The sequence below is a fragment of the Xanthobacter sp. 91 genome, assembly GCF_000702385.1.
Lineage (GTDB): Bacteria > Pseudomonadota > Alphaproteobacteria > Rhizobiales > Xanthobacteraceae > Xanthobacter > Xanthobacter aminoxidans.
In genome coordinates this window covers 5,047,046-5,071,824 of the sequence record NZ_JNIB01000001.1, presented here as the reverse complement: position 1 = coordinate 5,071,824, position 24,779 = coordinate 5,047,046, and the positions used below count along the sequence as shown (strand labels likewise).

25 protein-coding genes are annotated in these 24,779 nt (G+C 68.5%); 18 read left to right on the top strand and 7 right to left on the bottom strand.

Translation table 11 applies throughout. From position 1 onward, the window contains the following. Positions 1-46: 46 nt before the first annotated feature. The 7 genes from A37E_RS0123670 (at position 47) to A37E_RS0123640 (ending at position 6,565) form a co-directional block, all read left to right on the top strand. Positions 47-1,060: an ABC transporter permease gene (locus A37E_RS0123670; RefSeq protein WP_029558884.1), complete on the top strand. Its 1,014-nt coding sequence runs from the start codon at positions 47-49 to the stop codon at positions 1,058-1,060. Continuing rightward, positions 1,057-1,944 carry an ABC transporter permease gene (locus A37E_RS0123665; RefSeq protein WP_029558883.1) on the top strand — a complete coding sequence of 296 codons (888 nt, stop codon included), beginning with the start codon at positions 1,057-1,059 and terminating at the stop codon, positions 1,942-1,944. The genes A37E_RS0123670 and A37E_RS0123665 overlap by 4 nt, the downstream gene beginning before the upstream one ends. An 11-nt stretch (positions 1,945-1,955) precedes the next feature. Then, positions 1,956-3,707 (top strand): ABC transporter ATP-binding protein, encoded by a 1,752-nt coding sequence (locus A37E_RS0123660; protein ID WP_051679491.1) that lies wholly within the window; start codon positions 1,956-1,958, stop codon positions 3,705-3,707. A gap of 8 nt (positions 3,708-3,715) precedes the next feature. Further along, on the top strand, positions 3,716-3,925 hold the full coding sequence (locus A37E_RS0123655; protein ID WP_024278539.1) for an AtzG-like protein: 210 nt from the start codon (positions 3,716-3,718) through the stop codon (positions 3,923-3,925). Positions 3,926-3,932: 7 nt separating this feature from the next. Continuing rightward, positions 3,933-5,366 carry an AtzE family amidohydrolase gene (locus A37E_RS0123650; protein ID WP_051679490.1) on the top strand — a complete coding sequence of 478 codons (1,434 nt, stop codon included), beginning with the start codon at positions 3,933-3,935 and terminating at the stop codon, positions 5,364-5,366. Positions 5,367-5,377: 11 nt separating this feature from the next. After that, complete coding sequence (hpxZ, locus tag A37E_RS0123645) at positions 5,378-5,767, top strand: oxalurate catabolism protein HpxZ (protein ID WP_029558880.1); 390 nt, start codon at positions 5,378-5,380, stop codon at positions 5,765-5,767. Between the two features lie 105 nt (positions 5,768-5,872). Beyond that, a complete protein-coding gene (locus A37E_RS0123640) occupies positions 5,873-6,565 on the top strand; it encodes a GntR family transcriptional regulator (protein ID WP_156026477.1) in 693 nt (230 codons plus the stop codon). A gap of 14 nt (positions 6,566-6,579) precedes the next feature. Here the strand turns inward: A37E_RS0123640 and A37E_RS0123635 are convergent, their stop codons facing one another. After that, on the bottom strand, positions 6,580-7,461 hold the full coding sequence (locus A37E_RS0123635) for a LysR substrate-binding domain-containing protein (RefSeq protein WP_029558878.1): 882 nt from the start codon (positions 7,459-7,461) through the stop codon (positions 6,580-6,582). Between the two features lie 277 nt (positions 7,462-7,738). Here A37E_RS0123635 and A37E_RS0123630 point away from each other — a divergent pair, with 277 nt between their 5' ends. Beyond that, complete coding sequence (locus A37E_RS0123630; RefSeq protein WP_051679296.1) at positions 7,739-8,074, top strand: DUF1127 domain-containing protein; 336 nt, start codon at positions 7,739-7,741, stop codon at positions 8,072-8,074. Between the two features lie 108 nt (positions 8,075-8,182). Here the strand turns inward: A37E_RS0123630 and A37E_RS0123625 are convergent, their stop codons facing one another. The 3 genes from A37E_RS0123625 to A37E_RS0123615 all read right to left on the bottom strand — a co-directional run bounded on the left by A37E_RS0123625 (position 8,183) and on the right by A37E_RS0123615 (position 12,473). After that, positions 8,183-9,238 carry a DUF937 domain-containing protein gene (locus A37E_RS0123625; RefSeq protein ID WP_029558876.1) on the bottom strand — a complete coding sequence of 352 codons (1,056 nt, stop codon included), beginning with the start codon at positions 9,236-9,238 and terminating at the stop codon, positions 8,183-8,185. 616 nt (positions 9,239-9,854) lie between these two features. Further along, positions 9,855-11,696 (bottom strand): monovalent cation:proton antiporter-2 (CPA2) family protein, encoded by a 1,842-nt coding sequence (locus A37E_RS0123620; RefSeq protein WP_029558875.1) that lies wholly within the window; start codon positions 11,694-11,696, stop codon positions 9,855-9,857. A gap of 195 nt (positions 11,697-11,891) precedes the next feature. Further along, the gene (locus A37E_RS0123615; RefSeq protein WP_081837751.1) at positions 11,892-12,473 is read right to left on the bottom strand and encodes an invasion associated locus B family protein; all 582 of its coding nucleotides are present in this window, start codon (positions 12,471-12,473) and stop codon (positions 11,892-11,894) included. A gap of 559 nt (positions 12,474-13,032) precedes the next feature. Here A37E_RS0123615 and coxB point away from each other — a divergent pair. From coxB to A37E_RS0123570, 9 genes are all read left to right on the top strand, one after another. Next, positions 13,033-13,887: a cytochrome c oxidase subunit II gene (coxB, locus tag A37E_RS0123610; protein WP_038195007.1), complete on the top strand. Its 855-nt coding sequence runs from the start codon at positions 13,033-13,035 to the stop codon at positions 13,885-13,887. A 123-nt stretch (positions 13,888-14,010) separates the two neighbouring features. After that, the gene (gene ctaD, locus A37E_RS0123605; protein WP_024278549.1) at positions 14,011-15,636 is read left to right on the top strand and encodes a cytochrome c oxidase subunit I; all 1,626 of its coding nucleotides are present in this window, start codon (positions 14,011-14,013) and stop codon (positions 15,634-15,636) included. 115 nt (positions 15,637-15,751) lie between these two features. Continuing rightward, positions 15,752-16,744: a heme o synthase gene (locus A37E_RS0123600; RefSeq protein WP_029558872.1), complete on the top strand. Its 993-nt coding sequence runs from the start codon at positions 15,752-15,754 to the stop codon at positions 16,742-16,744. Beyond that, on the top strand, positions 16,741-16,929 hold the full coding sequence (locus tag A37E_RS0123595; RefSeq protein ID WP_024278551.1) for a hypothetical protein: 189 nt from the start codon (positions 16,741-16,743) through the stop codon (positions 16,927-16,929). Before A37E_RS0123600 ends, A37E_RS0123595 begins: the two co-directional genes overlap by 4 nt. A 77-nt stretch (positions 16,930-17,006) precedes the next feature. Next, complete coding sequence (locus tag A37E_RS25620) at positions 17,007-17,648, top strand: cytochrome c oxidase assembly protein (RefSeq protein ID WP_051679295.1); 642 nt, start codon at positions 17,007-17,009, stop codon at positions 17,646-17,648. A gap of 127 nt (positions 17,649-17,775) precedes the next feature. After that, complete coding sequence (locus A37E_RS0123585; RefSeq protein ID WP_024278553.1) at positions 17,776-18,600, top strand: cytochrome c oxidase subunit 3; 825 nt, start codon at positions 17,776-17,778, stop codon at positions 18,598-18,600. 87 nt (positions 18,601-18,687) lie between these two features. Then, positions 18,688-19,068 (top strand): DUF983 domain-containing protein, encoded by a 381-nt coding sequence (locus A37E_RS0123580; RefSeq protein ID WP_029558870.1) that lies wholly within the window; start codon positions 18,688-18,690, stop codon positions 19,066-19,068. Continuing rightward, positions 19,065-19,853 (top strand): SURF1 family protein, encoded by a 789-nt coding sequence (locus A37E_RS0123575; RefSeq protein ID WP_245279413.1) that lies wholly within the window; start codon positions 19,065-19,067, stop codon positions 19,851-19,853. The genes A37E_RS0123580 and A37E_RS0123575 overlap by 4 nt, the downstream gene beginning before the upstream one ends. Positions 19,854-20,092: 239 nt before the next feature. Beyond that, positions 20,093-20,947 carry a MipA/OmpV family protein gene (locus A37E_RS0123570; RefSeq protein ID WP_029558868.1) on the top strand — a complete coding sequence of 285 codons (855 nt, stop codon included), beginning with the start codon at positions 20,093-20,095 and terminating at the stop codon, positions 20,945-20,947. Positions 20,948-21,091: 144 nt separating this feature from the next. On the opposite strand, the gene A37E_RS0123565 is transcribed toward A37E_RS0123570, so the two are convergent. Continuing rightward, positions 21,092-21,502: a hypothetical protein gene (locus A37E_RS0123565; RefSeq protein ID WP_029558867.1), complete on the bottom strand. Its 411-nt coding sequence runs from the start codon at positions 21,500-21,502 to the stop codon at positions 21,092-21,094. 3 nt (positions 21,503-21,505) lie between these two features. Next, positions 21,506-22,351 (bottom strand): MoxR family ATPase, encoded by an 846-nt coding sequence (locus A37E_RS0123560; RefSeq protein ID WP_029558866.1) that lies wholly within the window; start codon positions 22,349-22,351, stop codon positions 21,506-21,508. Positions 22,352-22,670: 319 nt separating this feature from the next. On the opposite strand from A37E_RS0123560, the gene dksA reads away from it, so the two are divergent. Then, positions 22,671-23,087, top strand: coding sequence for an RNA polymerase-binding protein DksA (gene dksA, locus A37E_RS0123555; RefSeq protein WP_024278561.1), 417 nt, complete (start codon positions 22,671-22,673; stop codon positions 23,085-23,087). 116 nt (positions 23,088-23,203) lie between these two features. On the opposite strand, the gene A37E_RS26195 is transcribed toward dksA, so the two are convergent. Then, entirely contained in the window at positions 23,204-24,754 is a 1,551-nt protein-coding gene (locus tag A37E_RS26195; protein ID WP_029558865.1) for a flagellar biosynthetic protein FliO, read from the bottom strand. Positions 24,755-24,779: the final 25 nt, after the last annotated feature.

Sequence of the window (24,779 nt, the reverse complement as noted above, 5' to 3'; positions counted from 1 at the left end):
GGCGCCCGATGGCCCCGCAGCGCGGTTCGCACACAGGGATATCGCCATGCTGAAGCTCCTAGGCAGTCGTCTCGTCACAGCCGTGCCCAGCCTGATCGGCGTGGTGATCGTGACCTTCCTGCTCACCCGCGTGCTGCCCGGCGACACGGCAGCCTATTTCGCAGGCCCTGCCGCGACGCCGCAGGCCATCGCCGAGATCCGCACCAAGCTGGGCCTCGACAAGCCCTTGCCGGTTCAGTTCGCCGATTATGTCTCGGCGCTGGCGAAGGGCGACCTCGGCTCCTCGCTTTCCACCGGCCAGCCGGTCGCCACCGAGATCGCAGCTCGCCTCCCGGCCTCGGCCGAACTGACGCTCGCGGGGCTGGTGCTGGCGCTGCTGATCGCGGTGCCGTTCGGCATCATGGCGGCGGTGCGACAGGGATCATGGATCGACCACGCCTGCCGCATCATCACCACCGCCGGCGTCTCGCTGCCGGTGTTCTTCACCGGGCTTTTGCTGGTCTATGTCTTCTACTTCAAGCTGGGATGGGCGCCGGCGCCGCTGGGGCGGCTCGACGTGTTCTTCTCGGCGCCAGAGACGGTGACGGGCTTCTACCTCATCGACAGCCTGATCGCGCGCGACTTCGAGACCTTCCGCGCCGCGCTGGCGCAACTGGCGGTGCCCGCCATCACGCTGGCCATCTTCGCCCTCGCGCCCATCGCCCGCATGACGCGCGCCTCCATGCTGGCGGTGCTCTCCTCGGAATTCGTGCGCACGGCGAAGGCGGCGGGCCTGACGGACTACACCGTCATCATCACCTACGCCTTCCGCAATGCCATGCTGCCGGTGGTGACGACGCTGGGCATGGTGTTCTCCTTCCTCCTGGGCGCCAACGTGCTGGTGGAGAAGGTGTTCGCCTGGCCGGGCATCGGCTCCTATGCGGTCGAGGCGCTCATCACCTCGGACTACGCGCCGGTGCAGGGCTTCGTGCTCGCCATGGCGATCCTCTACGTCATCCTCAACCTCCTGATCGACCTTGCCTATGGCATTATCGATCCCCGCGCGCGGAGCGAAGCATGACCCTCGCCACGGCCGACACCCAGAAGGCCCCGGGCGGCCTTGCCGCCACGCTCGCCCACGCCCGCTACGTAATCTCGGATAACCCGGTCACGGGCATCGCCTTCGGCATGTTCCTGGTGCTGGTGGTGTGCGCAGCGCTCGGGCCGTTCATCGTGCCCTATGACCCGCTGGCCTCCGACACGGCCGCCGCGTTGCAGCCGCCCTCGGCGGCGCACTGGTTCGGCACCGACAACCTCGGCCGGGATATTTTCTCCCGCGTGGTGGTAGCGAGCCGGCTGGACATGGCCATCGCCATCTTCTCGGTGGCGCTGGTGTTCGCGGTGGGCGGCATCGCCGGCATCGCTTCCGGCTTCTTCGGCGGCTGGACGGACCGGATCATTGGCCGCATCTCCGACACCATCATGGCCTTCCCGCTGTTCGTGCTGGCCATGGGCATCGTTGCGGCGCTGGGCAACACGGTGACGAACATCGTCATCGCCACCGCCATCATCAACTTCCCGCTCTATGTGCGCGTGGCGAAATCCGAAGCCGCCATCCGCCGCAATGCCGGCTACGTGCAGGCGGCGCGGCTCACCGGCAATTCGGAATGGCGCATCCTGCTGACGACGATCCTGCCCAACATCCTGCCCATCATGATGGTGCAGATGTCGCTCACCATGGGCTACGCCATTCTCAACGCCGCCGGCCTCTCCTTCATCGGCCTTGGCGTGCGCCCGCCGACGCCGGAGTGGGGCATCATGGTGGCCGAAGGCTCGGCCTACATCGTCTCCGGCGAATGGTGGATCGCGCTGTTCCCCGGCCTTGCGCTCATGTTCGCGGTCTTCTGCTTCAACCTCCTGGGCGACGGTCTGCGCGACATCGTCGATCCCCAGCGCCGCACCTGATGGAGGCCGCCATGCATGGAGTTGTGGACGTGAAGGACCACGCCGCCAAGTCCTCCGAAACGCCGAGCGGCCCGCTGCTTCAGGTACGCGATCTCACCGTCGAGTTCGCCACCCGCCGCGGCATCGTCACGGCGGTGAGCAAGGTGGATCTCACCCTCGGCAAGGGCGAGACGCTCGGCATCGTGGGGGAATCGGGCTCGGGCAAGTCCGTCACCTCCTACACGGTGATGCGCATCCTCGACCGCGCCGGCCGCATCGCGGAAGGCTCCATCACCTTCTCCGGCATCGACGTCGCCCATGCGCCCGAGAGCGAGATGCGCGACCTGCGCGGCCGCGAAATGTCGATGATCTTCCAGAACCCGCGGGCGGCGCTGAACCCGATCCGCACCGTGGGCGCGCAGATCGGCGACGTGCTGCTCCAGCATGTGCAGGCCGACCCGCGGAACGTGAAGCACAAGGTCATCGACATCCTCAAGCAGGTGCGCATCGCCCGCCCCGAGGATCGCTACCACGCCTATCCGTTCGAGCTGTCCGGCGGCATGTGCCAGCGCATCGTCATCGCGCTGGCACTCGCCTGCCGGCCGCAGCTGATGATCGCGGACGAGCCCACCACGGGCCTCGACGTGACCACCCAGAAGGCGGTGATGGACCTCGTGACGGAGCTGACGCGCGAGCGCGGCATGTCCACCATCCTCATCACCCACGACCTCGGCCTCGCCGCCGCCTATTGCGATACGGTGATGGTGATGGAGAAGGGCAAGGTGGTGGAGACGGCGCCCGCCGAGCGCATCTTCCGCGATCCCCAGCACCCCTACACCCGCAAGCTCATGCGTGCGACGCCCCGCCCGGGCATCACGCTGAAGGACCTTCTCCCGGAGGGCGAGGCGCCGGCCACTACGGCAGCAAAGCCGGCGCCGGCGACTGGTGCCGGTGAAACCTTGCTCACCGTGGAAAACCTCGTCCGCGAATATCCCCGCCAGGGCGCCCCCTCGGCCTTCCTCGCCAAGCTCAAGGGCAAGCCCCTGACGCCGGAGGAGACCATCTTCCGTGCCGTGGACGGCATCTCCTTCGAGGTGAAGCGCGGCGAGAGCGTCGGCCTCGTGGGCGAAAGCGGCTGCGGCAAGTCCACCACCTCCACCATGGTGATGCGCCTCATCGATCCCACGGCGGGCAAGATCACCTTCGCCAGCGAGGACATCGGCGCCATCCCGGCCAAGGATTTCGCCCACCACCCCATGCGCAAGCGCATCCAGATGGTGTTCCAGGACCCGACCGAGAGCCTCAATCCCCGCTTCAGCGCCTCCCGGGCCATTGCCGATCCGCTGCTGCGCATGGGCGGTTATTCCGGCGGCGCGAGGCTCAATGCCCGCGTGGCGGAACTCGCCGAGATGGTGGGCCTGCCGCAGAACCTGCTGGAGCGTTTCCCGCACCAGCTTTCCGGTGGCCAGAAGGCCCGCATCGGCATCGCACGTGCCATCGCCCTCGATCCCGATCTCGTCATCCTCGACGAGCCGACGGCGGCGCTGGACGTGTCGGTGCAGGCCGTGGTCCTGAACCTGCTGGAGGAACTGAAGCAGAGGCTCGGCATGAGCTATCTCTTCGTCTCCCACGACCTCCAGGTGGTGGGCCTTCTGTGCGACCGGGTGATCGTTATGCGGCAAGGCCGGATCGTGGAGGAGGGCACCGCGCAGGCGGTTCTGGAAGCACCCAAGGACGCCTATACCCGCGAACTGATCGCCGCCATTCCCCATCCCCCGGTCTGAGGCAAACCATGGCCAGCGAAACCACCCTGCCCAAGGTCGAGGATGCCGCCCTCGTGCAACTTCTCGACGGGGCGCTCTCCGCCCACGGCATCACCGCGCGCCCCGAATGGCGCACGGAGGCGCTTGCCTATCTGCGCAGCATCGCCGATGCAGCGACCCTAGTCCGGAGCCTGGACCTCGGCGACGCCGAGGAGCCGGCCCCCGTGTATCGTCCGTGAGGTGGTCATGAACGCGCCCGTCCCCGTTCCCGACGCCACCCGCCTCGCCGGCGCGACCGCCGCCGAGATCGCAGCCGCCGTTGCTTCCGGCACCGTCACCGCGCGCGCCGTCATCGAGGCGACGCTGGCCCGCATTGCGGCGCTTGATCCGGCCATCAACGCCTTCACCGATCTCACGGCGGAGCGCGCCCGCGCCCAGGCGGACGGGATCGACGCCGCCCGCGCCGCCGGCAAACCGCTGGGCCCGCTCGCCGGCGTGCCGTTCGCGGTGAAGAACCTGTTCGACATCGCCGGCCTGCCCACCCGCGCCGGCTCCAAGATCAACCGGGATCGTGCCCCGTCCGCTCAGGATTCCTTCCTGGTGGAGAAGCTGGAGGCGGCCGGCGCCATCCTTGTCGGCGGGCTCAACATGGGCGAATACGCCTATGACTTCACCGGCGAGAACGTCCATGACGGCGCCTCGCGCAACCCGCACGATCTCACCCGCATGTCGGGGGGCTCCTCCGGTGGTTCCGGGGCGGCGGTGGCGGCGGCCATGGTGCCGCTCGCGCTCGGCTCCGACACCAACGGCTCCATCCGCGTGCCGTCCTCTTTGTGCGGCACGTTCGGGCTGAAGCCCACCTATGGCCGGCTGGGGCGGGGCGGCAGCTTTCCCTTCGTGACGGCTCTGGACCACCTCGGGCCGCTCGCCCGCTCGGTCGCCGATCTCGCGCTCTCCTATGACGCCATGCAGGGCGAGGACGCCCGCGATCCCGGCCAGACGTCGCGCCCCTTCGAGCCTGTGTCCGGGGTGATCGGGGAGGGGATCGGCGGGCTGCGCATCGCCATCGCCGGGGGCTGGTTCCGCGCCAAGGCGCATCCGGAAGCGTTCGCCGCCGTGGACAAGGTGGCGGCTGCGCTCGGTGCACGCGACATGGTGGACATCCCCGACGCCGCCCGCGCCCGCGCCTCGGCCTACATCATCACCGCGGCCGAAGGGGCGAGCCTCCACGCCCGGCGCCTCGCCGTGCGGGCGGAGGATTTTGATCCCGCCGTGCGCGACCGGTTGCTGGCCGGCCTCGCCATTCCCGCCTCGTGGGTCGATGCCGCCCAGCGCTTCCGCCGGCACTTCCGGGGTGAGATGCTGAAGCTGTTCGAGACTCACGACGTGCTCCTCGCCCCCGCCACGCCCTGTCGGGCGCCGAAGCTGGGGCAGAAGACCTTCGTGCTCGATGGCGAAGAGATGCTGGTGCGGCCGAACCTCGGCCTGTTCACCCAGCCCATTTCCTTCATCGGCCTGCCCGTGGTGGCCGTGCCGGTGCGGGTGAATGTGGGTGACACACCTGAATTGCCCGTCGCCGTGCAGGTCATCGCGCCGCCGTGGCGGGAAGACATGGCATTGCGCGTGGCCGCGGAGCTGGAGCGGCAGGGCGTCGCCGCCGCCCCTGCGGCAGCTTTTTGAAGGAGGACCTGTTGGAAATCGACATTCCCGAGGTGAAGGCCGAGGTCGAAGAGGCGTTCGCGGCTTACGAGGCCGCGCTCGTCGGCAACGATGTGGAGACGCTGGAGGCCCTGTTTCAGGACGATCCGCGCACCATCCGCTTTGGCGGCGGCGAGAACCTCTACGGCATGGACGCCATTCGCGCCTTCCGCCGTGCCCGCTCGCCGGTGGGCCTCGCGCGCAACCTGGCGCAGACGGTCATCACCACGTACGGCCGGGACTTTGCCGTGGCATCCACCCTGTTCTACCGCGACAACGCGCCGGGCAAGGTGGGGCGCCAGCAGCAGACCTGGGTGCGGACCTCGCAAGGCTGGCGTGTGGTGGCCGCCCACGTCTCCATGATCGACGAGCCGACAGCATGACGCGCCGGCGTATGACTTGCCATCCACTTGCGACGTTTCACGGATTTCGCCGCAGGCGGGAATCCCGGTAAAATCGTGCACATGACCCTGTTCGCGCCACCCAGCATGAAGACGTCGGCCCCGACCCCGCGCGTGCGCAAGCGCCGGACGGTCGGTCGCCCCGTGACGCGCACCGAGGAACTGCGTCTGCAGATCGCCGACGACATCGTGCGCGGCCGCCTCGCACCCGGCACTGCGCTGGAAGAGGTCGATATCGCAAAGCGTTACGGCGTATCCCGCACGCCGGTGCGGGAGGCGTTGCGCGACCTTGCCGCGTCCGGCCTCGTGGAGGCGCGCCCCCATCGCAGCGCTTTGGTGGCCCAGCCGTCCCTCGAACGTCTGCGCGGCATGTTCGACGTGATGGCGGAGCTGGAAGCCCTGTGCGCCGGCCTGTGCGCGGTGAACATGACGCCGGCCGAACGGGCAGGGCTCGAATCCATCCACGCGGAGCTGGCCGACCTCACCCGGCGGGGTGACGAGGGCAGTTACACGGTCTTGAACGAGCGGTTCCACACAACGCTCTATGCCGGCAGCCACAACGACTACCTGACCGAACTGACGCTCGCCACCCGCGCCCGGCTGCAACCGTTCCGCCGCGCCCAGTTCCGCACCCTCGGCCGCCTTGCCCGTTCCTACGAGGAGCACGACCGGGTGGTGACCGCCATCCTGCGGGGCGACAAGGCGGAGGCGGCGCAGGCCATGCGCTCGCATATCCTCACGGTCGAGGACGCCTACGAGCGCTACGCCGAGACGGTGTGACGGAACGCGCCGACCTACTCCGCCGCGTCCACTTCAGTGAGGTTGTCGAGGCCCTGCACGATGTGCTGGGCGAGCGCATCCGCGAGCGGGGAGGGCTCATGGCGATTGCGCAAAAGCCCGATATCGCAAGGGGGTAGGGGCGGGTAGCCCTCCGACGCGCCGAGCACGCGCATGCCGGTGCGCAGCGCTGATTCCGGCAGCACGGACACCGCGAGACCGGAGAGAACCGCCGCGACCACGGCGCCGCAATTGGGGCTGGTGTAGAGGATGCGGTGCCCGCGACCGGCGCCGGCCAGCCGCGATACGGCGATCTCCCGCCACTGGCAGGTGGGCCGCCCCAAAGCCAGCGGCACCGGGGTTTCCAGATGCGCCGCATGGCGGGCGGAGGAGACCCACAGCAGGCGCTCGCGGCGGATCACATGGGCGTTGCGCGAGGTGATCTCGGTGGCGGTGATGATGGCGAGATCGATGGTGCCGGAGGCGATGTATTGCACCAGCTCGGCGGTCGGCTCGCAGATCACCGTGAGCTCGACGGACGGATGCGTGCGCGAAAATCGCGCCATGATATCAGGTAGATAGCGGTCCGCGTAATCGTCCGGCACCCCCAGGCACACCCGCCCCGAAAGCTCGGCGTCGGCGAAGCTGGAGACCGCTTCCATGTTCAGCTTCACGATGCGCCGGGCGTAGTCGAGGAGGCGTTCGCCGTCTTCGGTGAGGCGGGAGGCGCGGCCGTCGCGGACGAAGATGGGGCGGTCGACCCGCTCTTCCAGCCGCTTCATCTGCATGGAGACCGCCGACTGGGTCTTGTGGACCACCTCCGCCGCCTTCGTGAAACTGCCGGTTTCGGCAATGGCCACAAAGGTTCTCAGCTGGTCGGGGTCGAGCATGGCCGTCATCGTCGCGCTCCTGTGGGGCAGCCCTGCGCCAGCCGCATGGGCCGGCCGCCCCGTCGCCGCAATCATCACACAAAACGATACGAGAGATGAAAAACATTCGCTAGCGTGATTTGTGCGAAGCATCCAGAAAGGTCCTGCCGATTGGATGCGGCGCGAAATCGGGTGGTTTCACCGGGGTGTCAGGGCCAGTTTCAGGCCCGTTCAGCACATGCCGGGTGTGTTCAGACCATCACGGCCCCGGAAAGGAGGGTCGGCGGAGCGCATCCAGGCAACGGAGATGATGATGACGTACCATGGTGAAACCCGCAGGACCCCCTTCGCCCCCGCGGGCGAGCTGGTCGCCGCCTTGTGCCTCTCGGCCGTCGGCGCTGCCGTCAAGGGCCTGCGTCAGGTGCAGACCATCGGCCGCGTCATCGAGCGACGGCAGGTGATGGCCGAGATCGCCCATCTCGATGACCACATGCTGCGCGATATCGGGGTGACGCGGGCGGATGTGCGCGATGCCGTCTCCGCGCCGCTGTTCGAAGACCCGACCCAGCTTCTGGTGGTCCGCGCCAAGGAGCGCCGGGCCGCGGCGCGGCTTGCCGCCTGGCGCGGCTATCCGGCCGACTGAATACAGGAATCCGGCGGAAGCGCCCCTCGACTCCGCCGTGCCTCGACCCGCGCCGTCCGCAACCGGCGCGGGTCGATTTTTATCTGGCCATCAATTCATTGGGCTCAATTACTTGCCGCCGGAGAAGCGGTCCGCCGCGGGCTTGTCGCCATCGGCGCGGCCGAGGCGGGGGCGGTCGGGGGGCAGGGTCTCGGCTTCCTGCACAGTCTGCCCGTTCTGGGTGACCGCATTCATGCTCTGGGTGGCGGCCGCCATGGACGCTGCGGCCGAGCGCATGATGTTGAGCCAGAATTCCGGCACCGCATAAGCCTGCCGGCTCGCATCGGGCGCGCCGGGCTGGGTCGGCGGCGGGAAGGGCGGCGGAAAGCCCTGGGCGAACATCTGCGCGAAGAAGTTCTGGAACGGCAGCAGCGGCGCGGGCGGCGGCTCCGGCGGCTTCTCGCGGGTGGGCGGCACGCCGGCCTGCATCATGGTCTTGGACATGGCGTTCACCACGTCCTGCCATGCGTTGGCCGGATTGCGCTGGGGCGCAGGGGCCGGGGCGGCGCGCTGGAACATCATCTGGGCATAGGCATCCGCCCACGGATTGCCCGTGCTGTAGGACCGGCCGCCCTGTTCGGTGGCGGTGCTGGTGAAGGCCAGGAAGGCGTCGATCCAGGGATTGCCCGAGGAGATGGGCGCGATCTTCTGCTCGGTCTGCCCCGGCATCCGGCTGAGCATGGCGGCCAGCATCTGCTGCAGCGCGCCGGAAGCGGCGAGCGACTTGGCGAGCCCGCCCACCACCAGCGTGGCGTAGGTGGGCATCACCTGCTTCACCATGGCCATGCCGAGGCCGGTGGAGGAGGCGACGTGGGCGGCCACGGCGCGGCTGACCTCGGACGAGCCGAACACGGTATCAAGCGCCTCGGAGCCGGCGCGGGTCAGCTCGGCGGGGGGCGCGGGCTGCGAATAGAAGGCGCCATAGGGGCCGCTCGTCATCAGCGTCATCAACGCGGCAAGGGATTCGGGAGATTGCGAGGCCTGCTTGAACGCCTCCCCGAAGGCGGGCATCACCGCCTCGGCCACCTGCTGGGCCTGCTGCGCGGAAAGGCCGTACATGCGGCCGATATTCTCCATCGCCTGCCCGCCCTGGGCCGCGCGCAGCATCTCCACGAACTGATCCATACGCGAACTCCGTCGGATCGCGGGCGTGCGAGGGGAGAAGGCGTCCCGCTCCGGCTTCTGCCCGAAATCTTGGCAGCAAGCTTACGCCATCGTCCTGCCGAAATCACGAAATGGTTCGGTTCCGTTACGGGAATTGACAGGGGATGGTGGAAGCGATGCTTCCAGCTCGGATGACGGTACCGGGCGCTGGTCCCCCGGACAAGCGACACCGCAGGTGGAGCGCCGATCCGGGGGCCAGCGCAAGATTCCCGCGCAGCGGGCAATGCCTGAGAGCGCTGACGTTCGGAAGCGCCTTCGGCCGTCTTTTGCGCCCGGCCCCGGCTCGCAGTCCGCTGACGCTCCATGCGTCTGGGGCGCGAGATGGCTCGCCGCACCCGCCGGCCGCGCTTGGAGCCAAGGGTGTCCCCGTGCTCGAACAGCTGTTCCCTCTGCTTACCACTGTCATGCCCGGGATTGTCCCGGGGATCCACGTCGGGCCGCAGGCGCGATGTCTGGACGGGTGTTCCCGGCCCACCCACGGGATGGCCGGGACAAGCCCGGCCATGACGGCGGTGCCGGTCCGGATACACTGCCCCGACGCCTCTTTACCCGGACAAGCGGCGGCGCCCCCGCCCGATCAGCCCGAGAATTCGGTCTCGTGGGTGAGGATGTCCTGCGCCTCCGGGTTGAGCGGACGGGCACGGTGTTCGGGTTCGGTGAGGGGCTCCGGCTCCACCTTGGGACGGGTGAAGGGATCGGCACCGGCGAACAGGCCGTCCTGCATCTGCCGCTCCAGCCGGGCGCGGTCGCGCTCGCGCACGTCGGCGATGCGGGCTTCGGCGGCGCTCTCGCTCACGCCCAGCGCCTCCAGGGTGCGGGCGCCGAAGGAGAGGGCCGATTCGAGGGTCTCGCGCAGTTCGAAATCCACGCCGAGGCGCACCAGCTCCATGGAATGCACGCGATCGAAGCTGCGCACGAACAGGCGCGGTCCCTGGATGGAGGTGCGCACGATCTCGACGATGCGGTTGGCGTCTTCCTTGTTGTCCACGCAGATGCAGATGACCTCCATGGTCTCCGCCCCCGCGGCGCGCAGCACATCGAGCCTTGTGCCGTCGCCATAATAGATGTGCACGCCGAACCGGCCGGCGCTCTGGATCATCTCCACGTCCTTGTCGATGATCGTCACGCTCACGTCCTGTGCCAGAAGGCACTGGGACACGATCTGCCCGAACCGGCCGAAGCCGATGACCAGCACCGAGCCGTCGGCATCGGTGAAATCGTCGGCGGGCGGCTCCGGCGCCGGCGGGGTGAAGCGCGGCAGGAAGCGCGAGACGCCGGCGAACAGCAGGGGGCCGAGCACCATGGTGAGCGCCGCGAGGGCGATGAGCAGGTCCGTCTGCTCGGTGCGCAGGATGTTGTTGGCGAGGCCAAGCGGGAACAGCACGAAGGCGAATTCGCCCGCCGCCATCAGCGCCACCGAGGCGCGCAGGGAATCGCCGGGGGCGATGTTGTCGGCCCGGAACACCAGATAGACCACCACCGACTTGATGACCGCCACCGCCAGCGCACCCACCACGAGGCGCGGGATGTGGTGGAGGATCACGTCGATGTTCAGCGTCATGCCGATGCTCATGAAGAAGATGGCGAGCAGCAGGCCGCGGAAGGCATCCACATTGGCTTCGAGTTCGTGCCGGAAGGTGCTTTCCGAGAGCAGGAGGCCGGCGAGGAACGCGCCCATGGCCGCCGACATGCCGGCGATCTCCATCAGGCCAGCGGCGCCGAGCACCACCATCAGCGCCGCTGCCGTCATCGCTTCGCGCGCGCCGGAACGGGCCAGCACCCGGAACAGGGGATTGAGCAGGTAACGGCCGGCCACGACGATGACCGCGATGGCGCCCACCGCCATGCCAGCCTGCATCAGCGTGGCCTTCGGATCGTGGATCTCGGTCTCGCTGCCGGGGGCGAGCAGCGGCACCAGCGCCAGCAGCGGCACCACCGCGATGTCCTGGAACAGAAGAATGGAGAAGGTGCGCTGCCCGTAGGGACTGCCGAGGTCGCCGCGCTCGCCGACGAGCTGCAGGGCGATGGCGGTACCCGACACCGACAGCGCGAGGCCGGAGACCACCGCCGCCGCCACGCCGAAGCCGAGGCCGAAATAGGCCAGCAGCGCGAACGCCAGCGAGGTGAGCACCAGTTGCGCCGTGCCCAGCCCGAAGATGTAGTGCCCCATGGAGAGGAGGTGGGACGGCTTCAGCTCCAGTCCGACGAGGAACAGGAGCATGACCACACCCAGCTCGGCGACGGTGTGCACCACCGAGGGGTCGGCCACATTGAGTCCAATGGGGCCGATGGCGATGCCCACCAGGAGGTAGCCGACGATGGGTGAGAAACCGATGCGCTTGGCGACGAGGACCGCGATGACGGCGGCGCACATGAAGGCCAGCGCCCCACCGAACAAGGCGTGTTCATCGACTGGCATGCGCGACGTCCTCCCCCGGTCCCGATCCCTGACGGATCAGAACGCCTTCCGCAAGGGCTGCTTCCAAGCAACTTCGGCGCCACCCATCCCCAGTGGCCCCTGCTCTTCGCTCATGACGGGCGAGCGTGTCGAAACCATGCCGTCGACGCGGCGTGGTGGTGGCCGTCCGCCGAAGCGTGAAGACGGCCCACGACCTTACTTCAGGGCATCAAATCCCGGACCGAATCCGTTGAGGCTGAGCGGGACGCCGATGCCCTCTTCCGGGGTCTGGAAGATGATGAAGGTGGCGGTCTTGCCGGACTTGAGGCGGCCGACGAGGGTTTCGTCCATCACCACCTCGGCGACGCAGCCATTGGGCAGGCAGCGCACGAATCCGGCGCGGCCGATGTCCTGGTCGTCGATCTTGAGGCCGAGGCCGGCGGGCAGCAGCACGCCGAGCGGCGCCAGCACGCGCAGCAGGCGGCTCTTCTGGTCCGAGGTCTTCAGCACGATGACGGTGAGGCCGACATTGGGCCGGTCCTCCGCCTGCACCGACTGGAGCAGCACGCACTGCTCGCTCTGCGCGCCGGGCGGGGTGTCGCAGCGAATCTGCCATTCGCCGAACACCGACTTCACCACGCCCTGCGCCGCCGCCGGGGCCGCCGCCGAGAGCAGTGCGGCCACGAAGGTCCCGAGGAACAGCGCCAGCGCGCGCCCCCCGGCGCGAGGCGTCCGCGTGCCGGGCGTTTCGGCGCGATCGGTCTCAATGGCGGGAAAAGGTCGGAACGACAGGACCATCGCAAGCTCCGGCAGGGTCCGGCGGGGGAGGCCGGGCGATCCTGCCTTATCTGATTTCGTGAACCAATGCCTTAATGCCCAAGGCATCGCGTCAACAATGGGGCAGGACCCACTTTCCCCCGTCGGCATTCCGACCCGGCGCCCTTGCGTAAACCACGGACGGGGTGCGCGGTATTTTGTCTCTTGCGCCCCGTTTCAAACCCCGTGCGACTCGCTCGAGGAGGTGTGTGGGGCTGGCTAAAGTGGAGTTAGAACAATTGGTTACTAAAACGATCGGCGCGCCCTCCGGCGCCGGCCGGAGCGGGCTTGGACGTTTTGTCCAATTGGGCAAACCCCGGGCGATTGCAAGGCGCCCCCAATTGTGTTTGATGAATCTTAGGGAGAGTGCCTGCCCAAAAACAACGCAGTTGCATGCGGCTGCAGAACGCGGTCTCGCACTCGAATAAGGGCCCCGTGGCGCGCCCCTTCGGCGCACCGGCGGCAGGGAAATTTCCGGCGGTTCTCCGCCGGCCAGGGAGATGGGTAGAAGATGATGTCGCTCATTCGCACCGCGACCCGTATGCGCGATGCTGCCCTCGCCGTCGGCGCTTTCGCCGCGGTGATGTTCGCGAGCGCGGCGGCCCATGCCCAGATGGGCCAGCCGGCCCCGTGGCAGATCAATCTGCAGGACGCCGCCACCCCGGTGATGGAGAACATCCACACCTTCAACGTCCTGCTCATCAGCATCATCACCGCCATCGTGCTGTTCGTGCTGGTGCTGCTGGTGATCGTGGTGGTGCGGTTCAACGAGCGCGCCAATCCGGTGCCCTCCAAGACCAGCCACAACACCATGATCGAAGTGGCCTGGACGGTGGTGCCGGTGCTGATCCTGGTGGCCATCGCCATCCCCTCGTTCCGGCTGCTGCACCTGGAACTGAACATTCCCAAGCCCGACCTCACCGTGAAGGTGACGGGCCACCAGTGGTACTGGTCCTACGAATATCCGGACAATGGCGGCTTCGGCTTTGACTCCTACCTCGTCGCCGAGAAGGACCTGAAGCCCGGCCAGCCTCGCCTGCTCGCGGTGGACAACGAAGTCGTTGTTCCGATCAACAAGAACATCCGTATCCAGGTGACGGCGGCGGACGTGATCCACTCCTTCGCGGTGCCCTCCTTCGGCGTGAAGATCGACGCCATGCCGGGCCGCCTGAACGAGAGCTGGTTCAAGATCACCCGCGAGGGCGTCTATTACGGCCAGTGCTCCGAGCTGTGCGGCCGCGACCATGCCTTCATGCCCATCGCCGTGCGCGCCGTGAGCGAAGCCGACTTCAACGCCTGGGTCGCCCAGGCCAAGGCCAAGTTCGCTTCCGCCAGGGATGCCGAGGGCAAGTTCGCCGACGCCAGCACCCTCGAGGGTGCCGCGACCGCGCGCTGACGGTTTCGGGCCCGCTCTGGCGGGTCCTTGAGGTTTCCCCGCGCGGCGGACGGCCGGGCGGTTTCCAGGGTAGATGCGGCGCGGCGGGACGGGGCCGGCGCCGGGAACACGAGGAAAGCGGGAATGGCCACCGAGGCAGTCACCCACAGCCATCACGACGATCACGACACCCACGATGCGCACATCCCCACGGGCTGGAAGCGCTGGGTGTTCTCGACCAACCACAAGGACATCGGCGTGATGTACCTGATCTTCGCCATCGTGGCGGGGATCGTGGGCGGCGCCCTCTCCATCGCGATCCGCATGGAGCTGCAGCAGCCGGGTCTCCAGATCTTCAAGGATCCGCAGACCTTCAACGTCTTCACCACCGGCCACGGCCTCATCATGATCTTCTTCATGGTGATGCCCGCGCTCATCGGCGGTTACGGCAACTACTTCGCCCCGCTGATGATCGGCGCGCCGGACACCGCGTTCCCGCGCATCAACAACATCGCCTTCTGGCTGCTGCCGCCCGCGTTCATCCTCGCGCTCTCCTCGCTGTTCGTGGAAGGCGCGCCGGGCACCAACGGCTTCGGCGGCGGCTGGACCATCTATCCCCCGCTCTCGTCCAAGCTCGGTCATCCCGGCCCGGCCATGGATCTGCTGATCTTCTCGCTGCACCTTGCCGGCGCGTCGTCGCTGCTCGGCGCCATCAACCTCATCACCACCATCTTCAACATGCGCGCCCCGGGCATGACGCTGCACAAGATGCCGCTGTTCGCCTGGTCGCAGCTCATCACCGGCTTCCTGCTGCTGCTGTCGCTCCCCGTGCTGGCCGGCGCCATCACCATGCTGCTGACGGACCGCAACTTCGGCACTACCTTCTTCGACCCGGCCGGCGGCGGTGATCCGATCCTGTTCCAGCACCTCTTCTGGTTCTTCGGCCATCCCGAGGTGTACATCCTGATCCTGCCCGGCTTCGGGCTGATCTCCCACATCATCTCCACCTTCTCGCGCAAGCCCGTGTTCGGCTATCTCGGCATGGCCTACGCGATGGTCGCCATCGGCGTGGTGGGCTTCGTGGTGTGGGCGCACCACATGTATACGGTGGGCCTGTCCTCCTCGACCCAGTCCTACTTCGTCGCCGCGACCATGATCATCGCGGTGCCCACGGGCGTGAAGATCTTCTCGTGGATCGCTACCATGTGGGGCGGCTCCATCCAGTTCCGCACGCCCATGCTGTGGGCCATCGGCTTCATCTTCCTGTTCACCGTGGGCGGCGTCACCGGCGTGGTGCTCTCCAACGCCGGCATCGACCGCTCGCTGCACGACACCTATTACGTGGTGGCGCACTTCCACTACGTGCTGTCGCTCGGCGCCGTGTTCGCCATCTTCGCCGGCTGGTACTACTGGTTCCCGAAGATGTTCGGCTACATGATCCCGGAATTCTGGGGCAAGCTGCACTTCTGGGTCACCTTCGTCGGCGTGAACCTGGTGTTCTTCCCGCAGCACTTCCTGGGTCTCGCTGGCATGCCGCGCCGCTATGCGGACTATCCGGACGCGTTCGCCCACTGGAACTTCGTCTCCTCGATCGGTTCCTACATCTCCGGCGTCGCGGTGCTGATCTTCATCACCGGCACCACGCTCGCCTTCCTGCGCAAGGAGAAGGCGGGGGACAATCCGTGGGGCGAGGGTGCGACCACCCTGGAGTGGACCCTGCCGTCCCCGCCGCCCTACCACCAGTTCGAGGTCCTGCCCCGCATCAAGTGAGGCCGGAACCCAGGCTCCGGGGCCGCGGGCGACCGCGGCTCCCGCCGCCCTCCGGGGCGGGTGTTTCCGAAATGAAGTCTCGAACGTCGCGTTCAAGGATGTCCGGAGTTTGGAAATGAGTGACGAGCGTGCCAGCCTGACCGGACCCGACCCGTACGCCATGGCGTCGGGCGGCGTTATGGCGGGCGGGGCTGCGTCGGCCGGCGTCGCCGCCGCGGGCGAGGGCCTCGCCGCGCCGCGCGACTATTTCGAGCTCCTGAAGCCCCGCGTCATGTCGCTGGTGATCTTCACCGCGCTGGTCGGCCTCGTGCGTGCGCCGGGCGACGTGCACCCCGTCATTGCCTTCACCGCCTTGCTGTGCATCGCCGTGGGCGCGGGCGCCTCGGGCGCGCTCAACATGTGGTGGGACGCCGACATCGATGCCGTGATGACCCGCACGCGTGGCCGTCCGGTGCCCTCCGGCCGCGTCACAGGCCACGAGGCGCTGGCCTTCGGCCTCACCCTTTCGGCCTTCTCGGTGGTGGTGCTCGGCCTTCTGGTCAATGCGCTCGCCGGCGCCCTGCTCGCCTTCACCATCTTCTTCTACGTGGTGATCTACACCATGTGGCTGAAGCGCTCGACCTCGCAGAACATCGTCATCGGCGGTGCCGCCGGCGCCTTCCCGCCGCTGGTCGCCTGGGCCGCCGCCTCCGGCACGGTGTCGCTGGAGCCGGTGCTGCTGTTCGCCATCATCTTCTTCTGGACGCCGCCCCACTTCTGGGCGCTGGCGCTCTACCGGGCCGACGACTACGCCCGCGCCGGCGTGCCCATGCTGCCGGTGACGGCGGGGCCGGACGAAACCCGCCTCCAGATTCTCCTCTACACCCTGTTCCTGGTGCCGCTTGCCGCCAGCCCCGCTTTCCTCGGCTATGCCGGCCTCGCCTATGGCGCGGTCTCGGTGCTGGCCGGGGCCTGGATGATCGTCCTTGCGGTGCGCGTCTTCCGCGTCCGGCAGGGCGAGGCGGCGGTGAAGGCGGCCAAGGTCCTGTTTGGATTTTCCATCGTGTATCTGTTTGCATTGTTCGCGACGCTGCTCGGCGAGGCGGTCATTGGTGGCCTGCTGCGATGAGCGGTGAGAAGAAGGAAAAGCCGCGTCCTCCGCAGGAGGACGGTGTCGTGCTGACGCCCGAGCAGCTCAAGAGGCAGCGCGCGCGCAGCATCGCCATCGCCTCCGTGCTGGGGTTCCTGGCGCTGCTGTTCTACGTGGTGACGATCGTGAAGCTCGGTCCCAACGTGCTCAACCGCCCGCTCTAGTGCAGGGCAGGGGATCGGCGGAACGGGCAGGATCAGACGGAAGAGGGTCCGGGGGGCTCCGGACGCGAGGACGAGGAATGGCCGAGGCGAACGACAAGATGGCTGAGAGCGCTCCCCGCGCCGCCCGACACTGGGTGGTGGCGGCCGCGTGCGTCGGCTTCATCGCCGCCATGGTGGGCGTCACCTACGCCTCGGTGCCGCTCTACGCCATGTTCTGCTCGCTCACCGGCTTCGGCGGCGCCACCCGCGTCGGCTCGACGCCCACCGCTGCGCCGCTCGATCGCGAGATCACCATCCGCTTCGACGCCAACGTCTCGCCCGGCCTTCCGTGGGCCTTCGCGCCCGTGCAGCGGGAAATGACGGTGAAGATCGGCGCCACCAGCCTTGCCCATTACACGGCGCAGAACCGCTCCGCCGACGATACCCGCGCCAACGCCACCTACAACGTGTCGCCGCCCCAGGCCGGCGCCTATTTCGTGAAGCTGCAGTGCTTCTGCTTCGAGGAGCAGACGCTGGCCGGCCGCGAGAAGATGGACATGCCGGTGGTGTTCTACGTCGATCCGTCCATCGCCGACGACCCGGACCTGAAGACGCTGAAGGACATCACGTTGTCCTACACCTTCTTCCCGGCGAAGGCGGACAAGCCGCAGGTCCGCGCCAACGCGGACACGCTGGACAAGGTCCGCGCCGACGCGGAGGGCGCGCGAAAGCCGCTCTAGGCACAACGATCACCGCCCCGACCGGGGCATGACATTCGGGCGGCATCGCCGTCCAGAACGCAAACGGCCCCCCGGCGTGAAGCCGGGTGGGCTCGACGAGACTGGGAAAAGGGGAGGCCGGTTCGCCATGGCCGACATACACGTCAAGCACGATTACCACGTCGTCGACCCGAGCCCGTGGCCGATCATCGGCTCGGTCGCGGCGCTGATCCTCACCTCGGGCGCCGTGGTGTGGATGCACGGCGGCACCTCGCTCGTCATGATCGTCGGCTTCCTCGGCGTGCTCTACACCATGTTCGGATGGTGGCGGGACGTGATCCGCGAGAGCCGCGCCGGCTTCCATACCCGCGTGGTGGTGCTCGGCCTGCGCTACGGCATGATCCTGTTCATCGCCTCCGAGGTGATGTTCTTCGTCGCCTGGTTCTGGGCGTTCTTCGATGCCTCCCTGTTCTCGGGTGAGGCCATCAACTTCATGCGCATGGACTTCACCGGCGGCGTCTGGCCGCCCAAGGGCATCGAGAGCCTCGATCCCTGGCACCTGCCGCTGCTCAACACGCTGATCCTGCTCACCTCGGGCACGACGGTGACCTGGGCGCACCATGCGCTGGTGCACGGCGACCGTCAGGGCCTCAAGTGGGGCCTGTGGTGCACGGTGGTGCTCGGCGTCCTGTTCTCCATGTGCCAGGCGTACGAGTACATCCACGCGCACTTCCACTTCGCCGGCAACATCTACGGCGCGACCTTCTTCATGGCGACCGGCTTCCACGGCTTCCATGTGATCGTCGGCACCATCTTCCTCGCCGTGTGCCTGATGCGCACCTACATGGGCGACTTCACCCCCCAGAAGCATTTCGGCTTCGAGGCGGCCGCCTGGTACTGGCACTTCGTGGACGTGGTGTGGCTGTTCCTGTTCACCTTCATCTATGTGTGGGCGCAGGGCGGACACGCCTGATCCGCGCGGGTCTTACCGCGCCAGAGACAAGCCTCAGGCCGGCGCACCCACGCGCCGGCCTTCTCATTTCGGCACCGGAGGTGCCCCGTGTCGCTCGATCCCTATCACGCCCCAGTCTCCCCCTTCGCGGCGGGCCTCTCCTGCCGCTGCCCGCGCTGCGGCCGCGGCCCGCTGTTCAAGGGCTTCCTCGACCTTGCGCCCAAGTGCACCTCCTGCGACCTCGACTATGATTTCGCCGACGCCGGCGACGGGCCGGCGGTGTTCGTCATCTTGTTCGCCGGCTTCATCGTGGTCGCGCTCGCCTTCTGGGTGGAGGCGAAGTTCGAGCCGCCCATGTGGGTGCACGCGCTGCTGTGGATCCCGGCCATCCTCGTCGTCACCCTCGGCCTGCTGCGGCCGCTGAAGGCGCTGATGGTGGCGCTGCAGTATCGCAACAAGGCCTCCGAGGGCCGGCTGGACGGCCAGTGACCGGCAAAGCGCCGTCCCCGGTGCCGCCTGCCACCGCGCCGTCTCCCGCGCGGCGCGGCCGCGGGCTTCTCCTGCTCGTCCTCGCCTGCATCGCCTTCGCGGTGCTCATCAGCCTCGGGACGTGGCAGCTCAATCGCCTCGCCTGGAAGGAGGCGCTGCTCGCCCGCGTCGAGGCGCGCGTCCACGCCGCCCCGCAGGATGTGCCGCCCCTCGCCCGCTGGTCCGCGCTGACCCGCGAGGAGGACGAATACCGCCGGGTGAAGGTGCGCGGCACCTTCGACCATGCGAAGGAAGCCCTCGTCTACACCGTGCGCGGGGACGATGCCGCCGGCCCGGTGAAGGGGCAGGGGTTCCTGGTGGTGACGCCGCTGATTCGCGCCGACGGCCCGCCCATCCTCATCAATCGTGGCTTCGTCCCGTCCGACCGGCGCGATCCCGCGACGCGGGCGGAAGGTGAGGTGAAGGGCGAGGTGGAGGTGGTCGGCCTGCTGCGCTTCCCCGAGGAGGCGAGCTGGTTCGTGCCGGCCAATGATCCCGCCCACGGCAGCTTCTACCGCATGGAGCCGGCCGAGATCGCCGCCGCCCGCGGCATTTCCGGCGCCGCGCCCTTCCTCATCGATGCCGATGCGACGCCGGTGCCGGGCGGACTGCCCATCGGCGGCGGCACGCGCATCGCCTTTCCCAACCGGCATCTGGAATATGCGCTCACCTGGTACGGCCTCGCGGCCTCGCTGGTGGGCGTGGGGCTCGCGGTCTTCATCAGCCGGCGCCGCCGCGCCTCCTGACGCGCCTTCCTGACGCGCCTTCGTGACGCGCCTTCCTGGCCGGCCGCGCCGGGCAGGCGTTGCCGATCTGCAACGCGGGGCCGGGATCGTCCCGGCGGCCTTGACCCAACGCTTGGTTAACCCTCACCTTGCACAAGCGGATTTGCCGGCTTTATTGCCGTGCACCAGCCGTGCGGTTTTGGCATTTCGTAAAGCCGCCCGGCCACAGGATGGCCGCAGGTTTTGACAGAGGTCTCCCGATGGTCGTGTTCCGCAAGCTGCGTTCCCTCCTCCTCGCCACGGTACTCGCCGGGGGAGCGTGCGGCGTCGCGCAGGCGGCCGACCTGTTCACGCCGCCGCCGCCCACCCCGGTTCCGCCCTCGGCCAACGAGGACTGGTACCTGACCATCGGCGCGTCCGTCTCGGCGGACCCGAGCTATCCCGGCGCGGACAATTATTCCTTCCGGCCCGGCCTCATCTTCTCCGTCCGCAAGGCGAGCCAGCTCAACGTCTTCCGCAGCGTGGACGACAACCCGTCCCTGGCCCTCTTCGACACCGGCAATTTCCGCATCGGCGCCGTTGGCCGTATCGACTGGGGCCGCGACTCCGGCGATTCCTATCGCCTCACCGGCCTCGGCAACATCGATCCGGCGCTGGAAGCCGGCGCCTTCGCCGAGTGGTACATCACCGACTGGCTGCGCACCCGCGCGGAACTGCGCTACGGCGTCGGCGGCTTCGAGGGCATCCGCGGCCTGCTCGGTGCAGACGTGATCCTGCCCTACGGCCAGTGGCGCTTCGCCGTCGGCCCCCGCCTCACCTATGGCGGCTCGGGCTACATGAGCACCTATTTCGGCGTCACGCCGGTGCAGGCCGTCGTCGCCAATGCGTTCGGCAATCCGCTGCCGGTCTACAACGCATCCGCCGGCTTCGACATGGTGGGCGCCATGGCGCAGCTCACCTACAATTTCCGCAACGGCTTCGAGACCGGCGTGTTCGGCGGCTATGGCCGCCTCCTCGGCGATGCGGCCTCCTCGCCGCTCACCACCGATGCCAACCAGTTCACCGCCGGCGTCTCGCTGAGCTACACCTTCAACATCGGCAAGGCCTGGTGGTGAAGGGAGCCGGTCCCCGGACGGGCGCGCTGAGCCTGTGAGCCGGGGCGCGGAGCGTCCGGCACCTTCCGTTCGATCGTCGCTGCCGTTCGTCGGCTGAAGCGCGCGTGGTCGCATCCGTCGGATCGAGACGGGCGGACGAGGACCCTATTCGCCGCCGCCGTCCCCGTCGCCCGAGCCGCCGCTGTCACCGGAATCGGGGCCGCCGCCGCTGTGGCCCACATGGGGGGATTCGCCCCCCGCCTCGCCCGAATGGTGATGGGCCGCATAGCCCGCCGCGATGATGAGTGCGCCGCCGGCTGCCGCAGCCGCGGCTGCCCGCTGCGCATTGGCAGTGTCCGGCTCGCTGCTCGCGGCCGATGCGGCGGGGGAGGGGGAATCCTCCCGGCCGAGCCCGTAGTCCGCCGGCGGCTTCGCCCGGTTCGGCGCGGCGTCCGGCTTCGCGGCGGCAGCCTTCTCGTCCCCGCCGCTCCCCTTGCCGCTGCCGCGCAGGCTGAGGAACAGCGCCAGCGGCGCGCCGATGACGAGGAGGGCGACGAGGATCTGCGTCGCGTCCATGGATCAGCGCTGCTCCCGCCGGGCGAGGAAGGCGAGGCGCTCGAACATGTGCACGTCCTGCTCGTTCTTGAGCAGCGCGCCGGCGAGCGGGGGAATGGCCTTGCGCACGTCCTTCTCGCGCAGGGTTTCCAGCTCGATGTCCTCGGCCATCAGCAGCTTCAGCCAGTCGATCAGCTCGGAGGTGGAAGGCTTCTTCTTCAGGCCCGGCACGTCGCGCAGCTCGTAGAAGATGCGCAGTGCCTCGCCCACGAGGCGCTGCTTGATGCCGGGGAAGTGCACCTCGACGATGGCCCGCATGGTCTCGGGATCGGGGAAGCGGATGTAGTGGAAGAAGCAGCGGCGCAGGAAGGCGTCCGGCAGCTCCTTCTCATTGTTGGAGGTGATGATGACGAGGGGGCGCTGCTCCGCCTTCACCTGCTCGCCGGTCTCGTAGACATGGAACTCCATGCGGTCGAGTTCCTGCAGCAGATCGTTGGGAAACTCGATGTCCGCCTTGTCCACCTCGTCGATCAGCAGCACCGGCCGCACGGGGGAGGAGAAGGCCGTCCACAACTTTCCCTTGCGGATGTAGTTGGCGATGTCGTGGACCTTGGGGTCGCCGAGCTGGCTGTCACGCAGGCGGGCCACGGCGTCATACTCGTAGAGGCCCTGCTGCGCCTTGGTGGTGGACTTCACGTGCCACTCGATCAGCGGCGCCCCGAGGGCTTCGGCAACTTCCTGTGCCAGAACGGTTTTTCCCGTTCCGGGCTCGCCCTTGATGAGCAGGGGGCGTTCGAGGACGAGGGCCGCATTGACGGCGACCTTGAGGTCGTCGGTGGCCACATAGCTCTTCGTGCCCTCGAACCGCATGAGACTTGATCCCTTCCGCCGCCTGTCGCGCCGCAGCAAGGTCGGCACCCGGCGCCCATCCGTCAAGGGGCGGCGCCCGCTGGACAAGGACATGCCGGTTGTCGGAACCCGAAGGCGTCGATATAAGCGCGGCGACCATGGGGCGTCCTCCTGGCCGAAAGGTCGGCTCCGCCGGCCCGGACGCTGGGGCGGCAGCCCTTGAGTTCCGTGACGGGGAGTTCGTTGTCGGTGCTTGGCTCCACGCAAGGCCGGATGGGCATGATCCGCCTTGCAGCGTCTTGCTTCGACGGCAGAGCGACGCATATCGAGGACCTTGCTGATGTCGATCCAAATCGACGAGGACTATCGGCCCCGTGAGGATGAGCCCTTCATGAACGACAGGCAGCGCGAGTATTTTCGCCTCAAGCTGCTGCGTTGGAAGGACGACATCCTGAAGGAGGCCCGCGAGACCCTGCAGCACCTTCAGGACGAGAACCAGAATCACCCGGACCTGGCGGATCGGGCGTCGTCCGAGACCGACCGCTCCATCGAGCTGCGCGCCCGCGATCGCCAGCGCAAGCTGATCGCCAAGATCGACGCGGCGCTGCTGCGGATCGAGGACGGTTCCTACGGCTATTGCGAGGACACCGGCGAGCCCATCTCGCTGAAGCGCCTTGAGGCCCGGCCCATCGCCACCCTCTCGGTGGAGGCGCAGGAGCGCCACGAGCGGCGCGAGCGGGTCTACCGCGACGACTGAGCCGCTGTTTCCGGCTGCCAATTTCGGCAGAGCGATTTCAAATGTGAAGAAGGCCGGCGGAGCCATCGCCCCGCCGGCCTTCTTGCGTCCGGGACCGGCCGAAGCCGGCGGAAGGGTCAGCGGCTGCGCGCGTTGGTGCGGCCGAGCAGGTTCGCCATTTCGGCGTCGAAATCGTCCAGCGGGTCGCGCGGCGCTTCCGGCTCGACGGCGGGAGCCTCCTCGGCGTGGGGCACGCTCGGGGGAGCGGCCACCGGCGGCGCCGCGTAAGGCGAGGCGTGAGGCGCTGATTGGGTCGGTGCCGGGGCATGGATCACCGGAGCGGAGACCTCCGCGGACGCCGGCGGCGTCACCGTCGGGGACGGGGCGCGCAGCAGCGGGCTCGCCGTCTCGGGCCGCAGGGAGGCGTCTTCGCGGCTCACGTTGCGCAAGGCGAGGGGCTCGCGGCGCGGCTGCTCCGGCGTCGGCAGCGGACGGTTTTCCCCGGTCGGGCGGAAGGCGAACTCGCGCGGGCGCAGAGGCGCCTCGATGCGGGGGCTCTCGGTGCGCGGCGTGACGTCGGGGCGGGGGCGCACCTCGGCCGGGCGGGCCTCCGTCGAGCGGTTCCGTGACTGGGACAGGAAGCGCGTCAGCGGGCCTTCGCTGCGCGGCGGCGGGGGCTCGATCACCGGCTCGGGCCTCACGGCAGCCGGGGCCGGCTCGGCGGGCGCTGCGGGCTCGTCGCCGAGGAGATCGGAAAGACTGATCTGGGGCGCGGCGGCGGCCGGCTGCGGGTGGACGAGGGCGGCGTCGAGACGGTGGGTGAGATCCTCCAGCTCCGCAGCGACCTCGCTGACGGCGGGGGGCGCGTCCTCGGGCTCGGTCCTCGATGCCTCCACCTTGGGGGCCTCGATCTTGGGGGCCTCGATCTTCACGGCCTCGGCCCGGGCCGGCTCGGTGCGCGGGGCATCAATCTTGGGCGCGTCGATCTTGGGCGTGCTGGCGGCGAACTCGGCCTTCAGGGCGTCGAGCCGGGCCTGGTCGGGGCGCGGCGCCTCAACCCGAACAGCGTCCCGTGCCGGCTCCTTGGCCACCTCCCTGGGGGCGGCGGGCTCGGGCGCGGCGTCCGCCCCGCGCGTCGCGGGACGGCCGGAGAGGGTGCCGTCGCCGCGCATCAGCGGCCGGCGCGCCAGAGCGGAGCGACGATCTTCGCGGGTTTCGGCCGCAGGCGCTTCGGGGGCGACGGGCTCGGGCGCCGGAAGGCTGGCGGCTGCGGTCTCGGCGGCCAGCACCGGCGCGGCGGGGGTAGCGGAAAGGGAACGGCGCGGCGTGGGCCGCTGCAGGGTCGGTGCCTCGCGCGGCGGCGGCACGGCGGCGGGTGCGGTTTCCACCGCCTCGGCCGCGCCGATGTTCTGCTCGATGACGAGGTCGCTGTTGCCGCCGACCAGCAGCAGGTGTTCCACCTCGTCCCGGCGCACGAGCACGAGGCGGCGGCGCTGATCCACGGAAACGCTGTCGAGAACGGACAGGCGGGGACCCGCCCGGCCGCGGCGGTCGCCTCCGGCGGCGCGGCCGGCGAGGCGGCGCATCACCAGCACCGTCAAGCCCAGCAGCGCGGCGATCACGATGGCGGCGATGGCCACCCGAATCGGAAACGCGAGCTGGGTACCGAACAACTGCTGTAGCATCATGCCTCCGCTTTACTCGAACCGGGTG

Excerpts from the sequence above, each read along its gene's own strand:
- A37E_RS0123655 (WP_024278539.1), top strand. The coding sequence starts at position 3,716 with ATGGCCAGCGAAACCACCCTGCCCAAGGTCGAGGATGCCGCCCTCGTG.
- A37E_RS0123565 (WP_029558867.1), bottom strand. The coding sequence starts at position 21,502 with ATGGACGCGACGCAGATCCTCGTCGCCCTCCTCGTCATCGGCGCGCCG.
- A37E_RS0123665 (WP_029558883.1), top strand. The coding sequence starts at position 1,057 with ATGACCCTCGCCACGGCCGACACCCAGAAGGCCCCGGGCGGCCTTGCC.
- A37E_RS0123570 (WP_029558868.1), top strand. The coding sequence starts at position 20,093 with ATGGTCGTGTTCCGCAAGCTGCGTTCCCTCCTCCTCGCCACGGTACTC.
- A37E_RS0123635 (WP_029558878.1), bottom strand. The coding sequence starts at position 7,461 with ATGACGGCCATGCTCGACCCCGACCAGCTGAGAACCTTTGTGGCCATT.
- A37E_RS0123650 (WP_051679490.1), top strand. The coding sequence starts at position 3,933 with ATGAACGCGCCCGTCCCCGTTCCCGACGCCACCCGCCTCGCCGGCGCG.
- dksA (WP_024278561.1), top strand. The coding sequence starts at position 22,671 with ATGTCGATCCAAATCGACGAGGACTATCGGCCCCGTGAGGATGAGCCC.
- A37E_RS0123595 (WP_024278551.1), top strand. The coding sequence starts at position 16,741 with ATGAGCGGTGAGAAGAAGGAAAAGCCGCGTCCTCCGCAGGAGGACGGT.
- A37E_RS0123670 (WP_029558884.1), top strand. The coding sequence starts at position 47 with ATGCTGAAGCTCCTAGGCAGTCGTCTCGTCACAGCCGTGCCCAGCCTG.
- A37E_RS25620 (WP_051679295.1), top strand. The coding sequence starts at position 17,007 with ATGGCCGAGGCGAACGACAAGATGGCTGAGAGCGCTCCCCGCGCCGCC.
- coxB (WP_038195007.1), top strand. The coding sequence starts at position 13,033 with ATGCGCGATGCTGCCCTCGCCGTCGGCGCTTTCGCCGCGGTGATGTTC.
- ctaD (WP_024278549.1), top strand. The coding sequence starts at position 14,011 with ATGGCCACCGAGGCAGTCACCCACAGCCATCACGACGATCACGACACC.
- A37E_RS0123630 (WP_051679296.1), top strand. The coding sequence starts at position 7,739 with ATGATGATGACGTACCATGGTGAAACCCGCAGGACCCCCTTCGCCCCC.
- A37E_RS0123585 (WP_024278553.1), top strand. The coding sequence starts at position 17,776 with ATGGCCGACATACACGTCAAGCACGATTACCACGTCGTCGACCCGAGC.
- A37E_RS0123625 (WP_029558876.1), bottom strand. The coding sequence starts at position 9,238 with ATGGATCAGTTCGTGGAGATGCTGCGCGCGGCCCAGGGCGGGCAGGCG.
- A37E_RS0123615 (WP_081837751.1), bottom strand. The coding sequence starts at position 12,473 with ATGGTCCTGTCGTTCCGACCTTTTCCCGCCATTGAGACCGATCGCGCC.
- A37E_RS0123600 (WP_029558872.1), top strand. The coding sequence starts at position 15,752 with ATGAGTGACGAGCGTGCCAGCCTGACCGGACCCGACCCGTACGCCATG.
- A37E_RS0123640 (WP_156026477.1), top strand. The coding sequence starts at position 5,873 with ATGAAGACGTCGGCCCCGACCCCGCGCGTGCGCAAGCGCCGGACGGTC.
- A37E_RS0123660 (WP_051679491.1), top strand. The coding sequence starts at position 1,956 with ATGCATGGAGTTGTGGACGTGAAGGACCACGCCGCCAAGTCCTCCGAA.
- A37E_RS0123560 (WP_029558866.1), bottom strand. The coding sequence starts at position 22,351 with ATGCGGTTCGAGGGCACGAAGAGCTATGTGGCCACCGACGACCTCAAG.
- A37E_RS0123620 (WP_029558875.1), bottom strand. The coding sequence starts at position 11,696 with ATGCCAGTCGATGAACACGCCTTGTTCGGTGGGGCGCTGGCCTTCATG.
- A37E_RS26195 (WP_029558865.1), bottom strand. The coding sequence starts at position 24,754 with ATGATGCTACAGCAGTTGTTCGGTACCCAGCTCGCGTTTCCGATTCGG.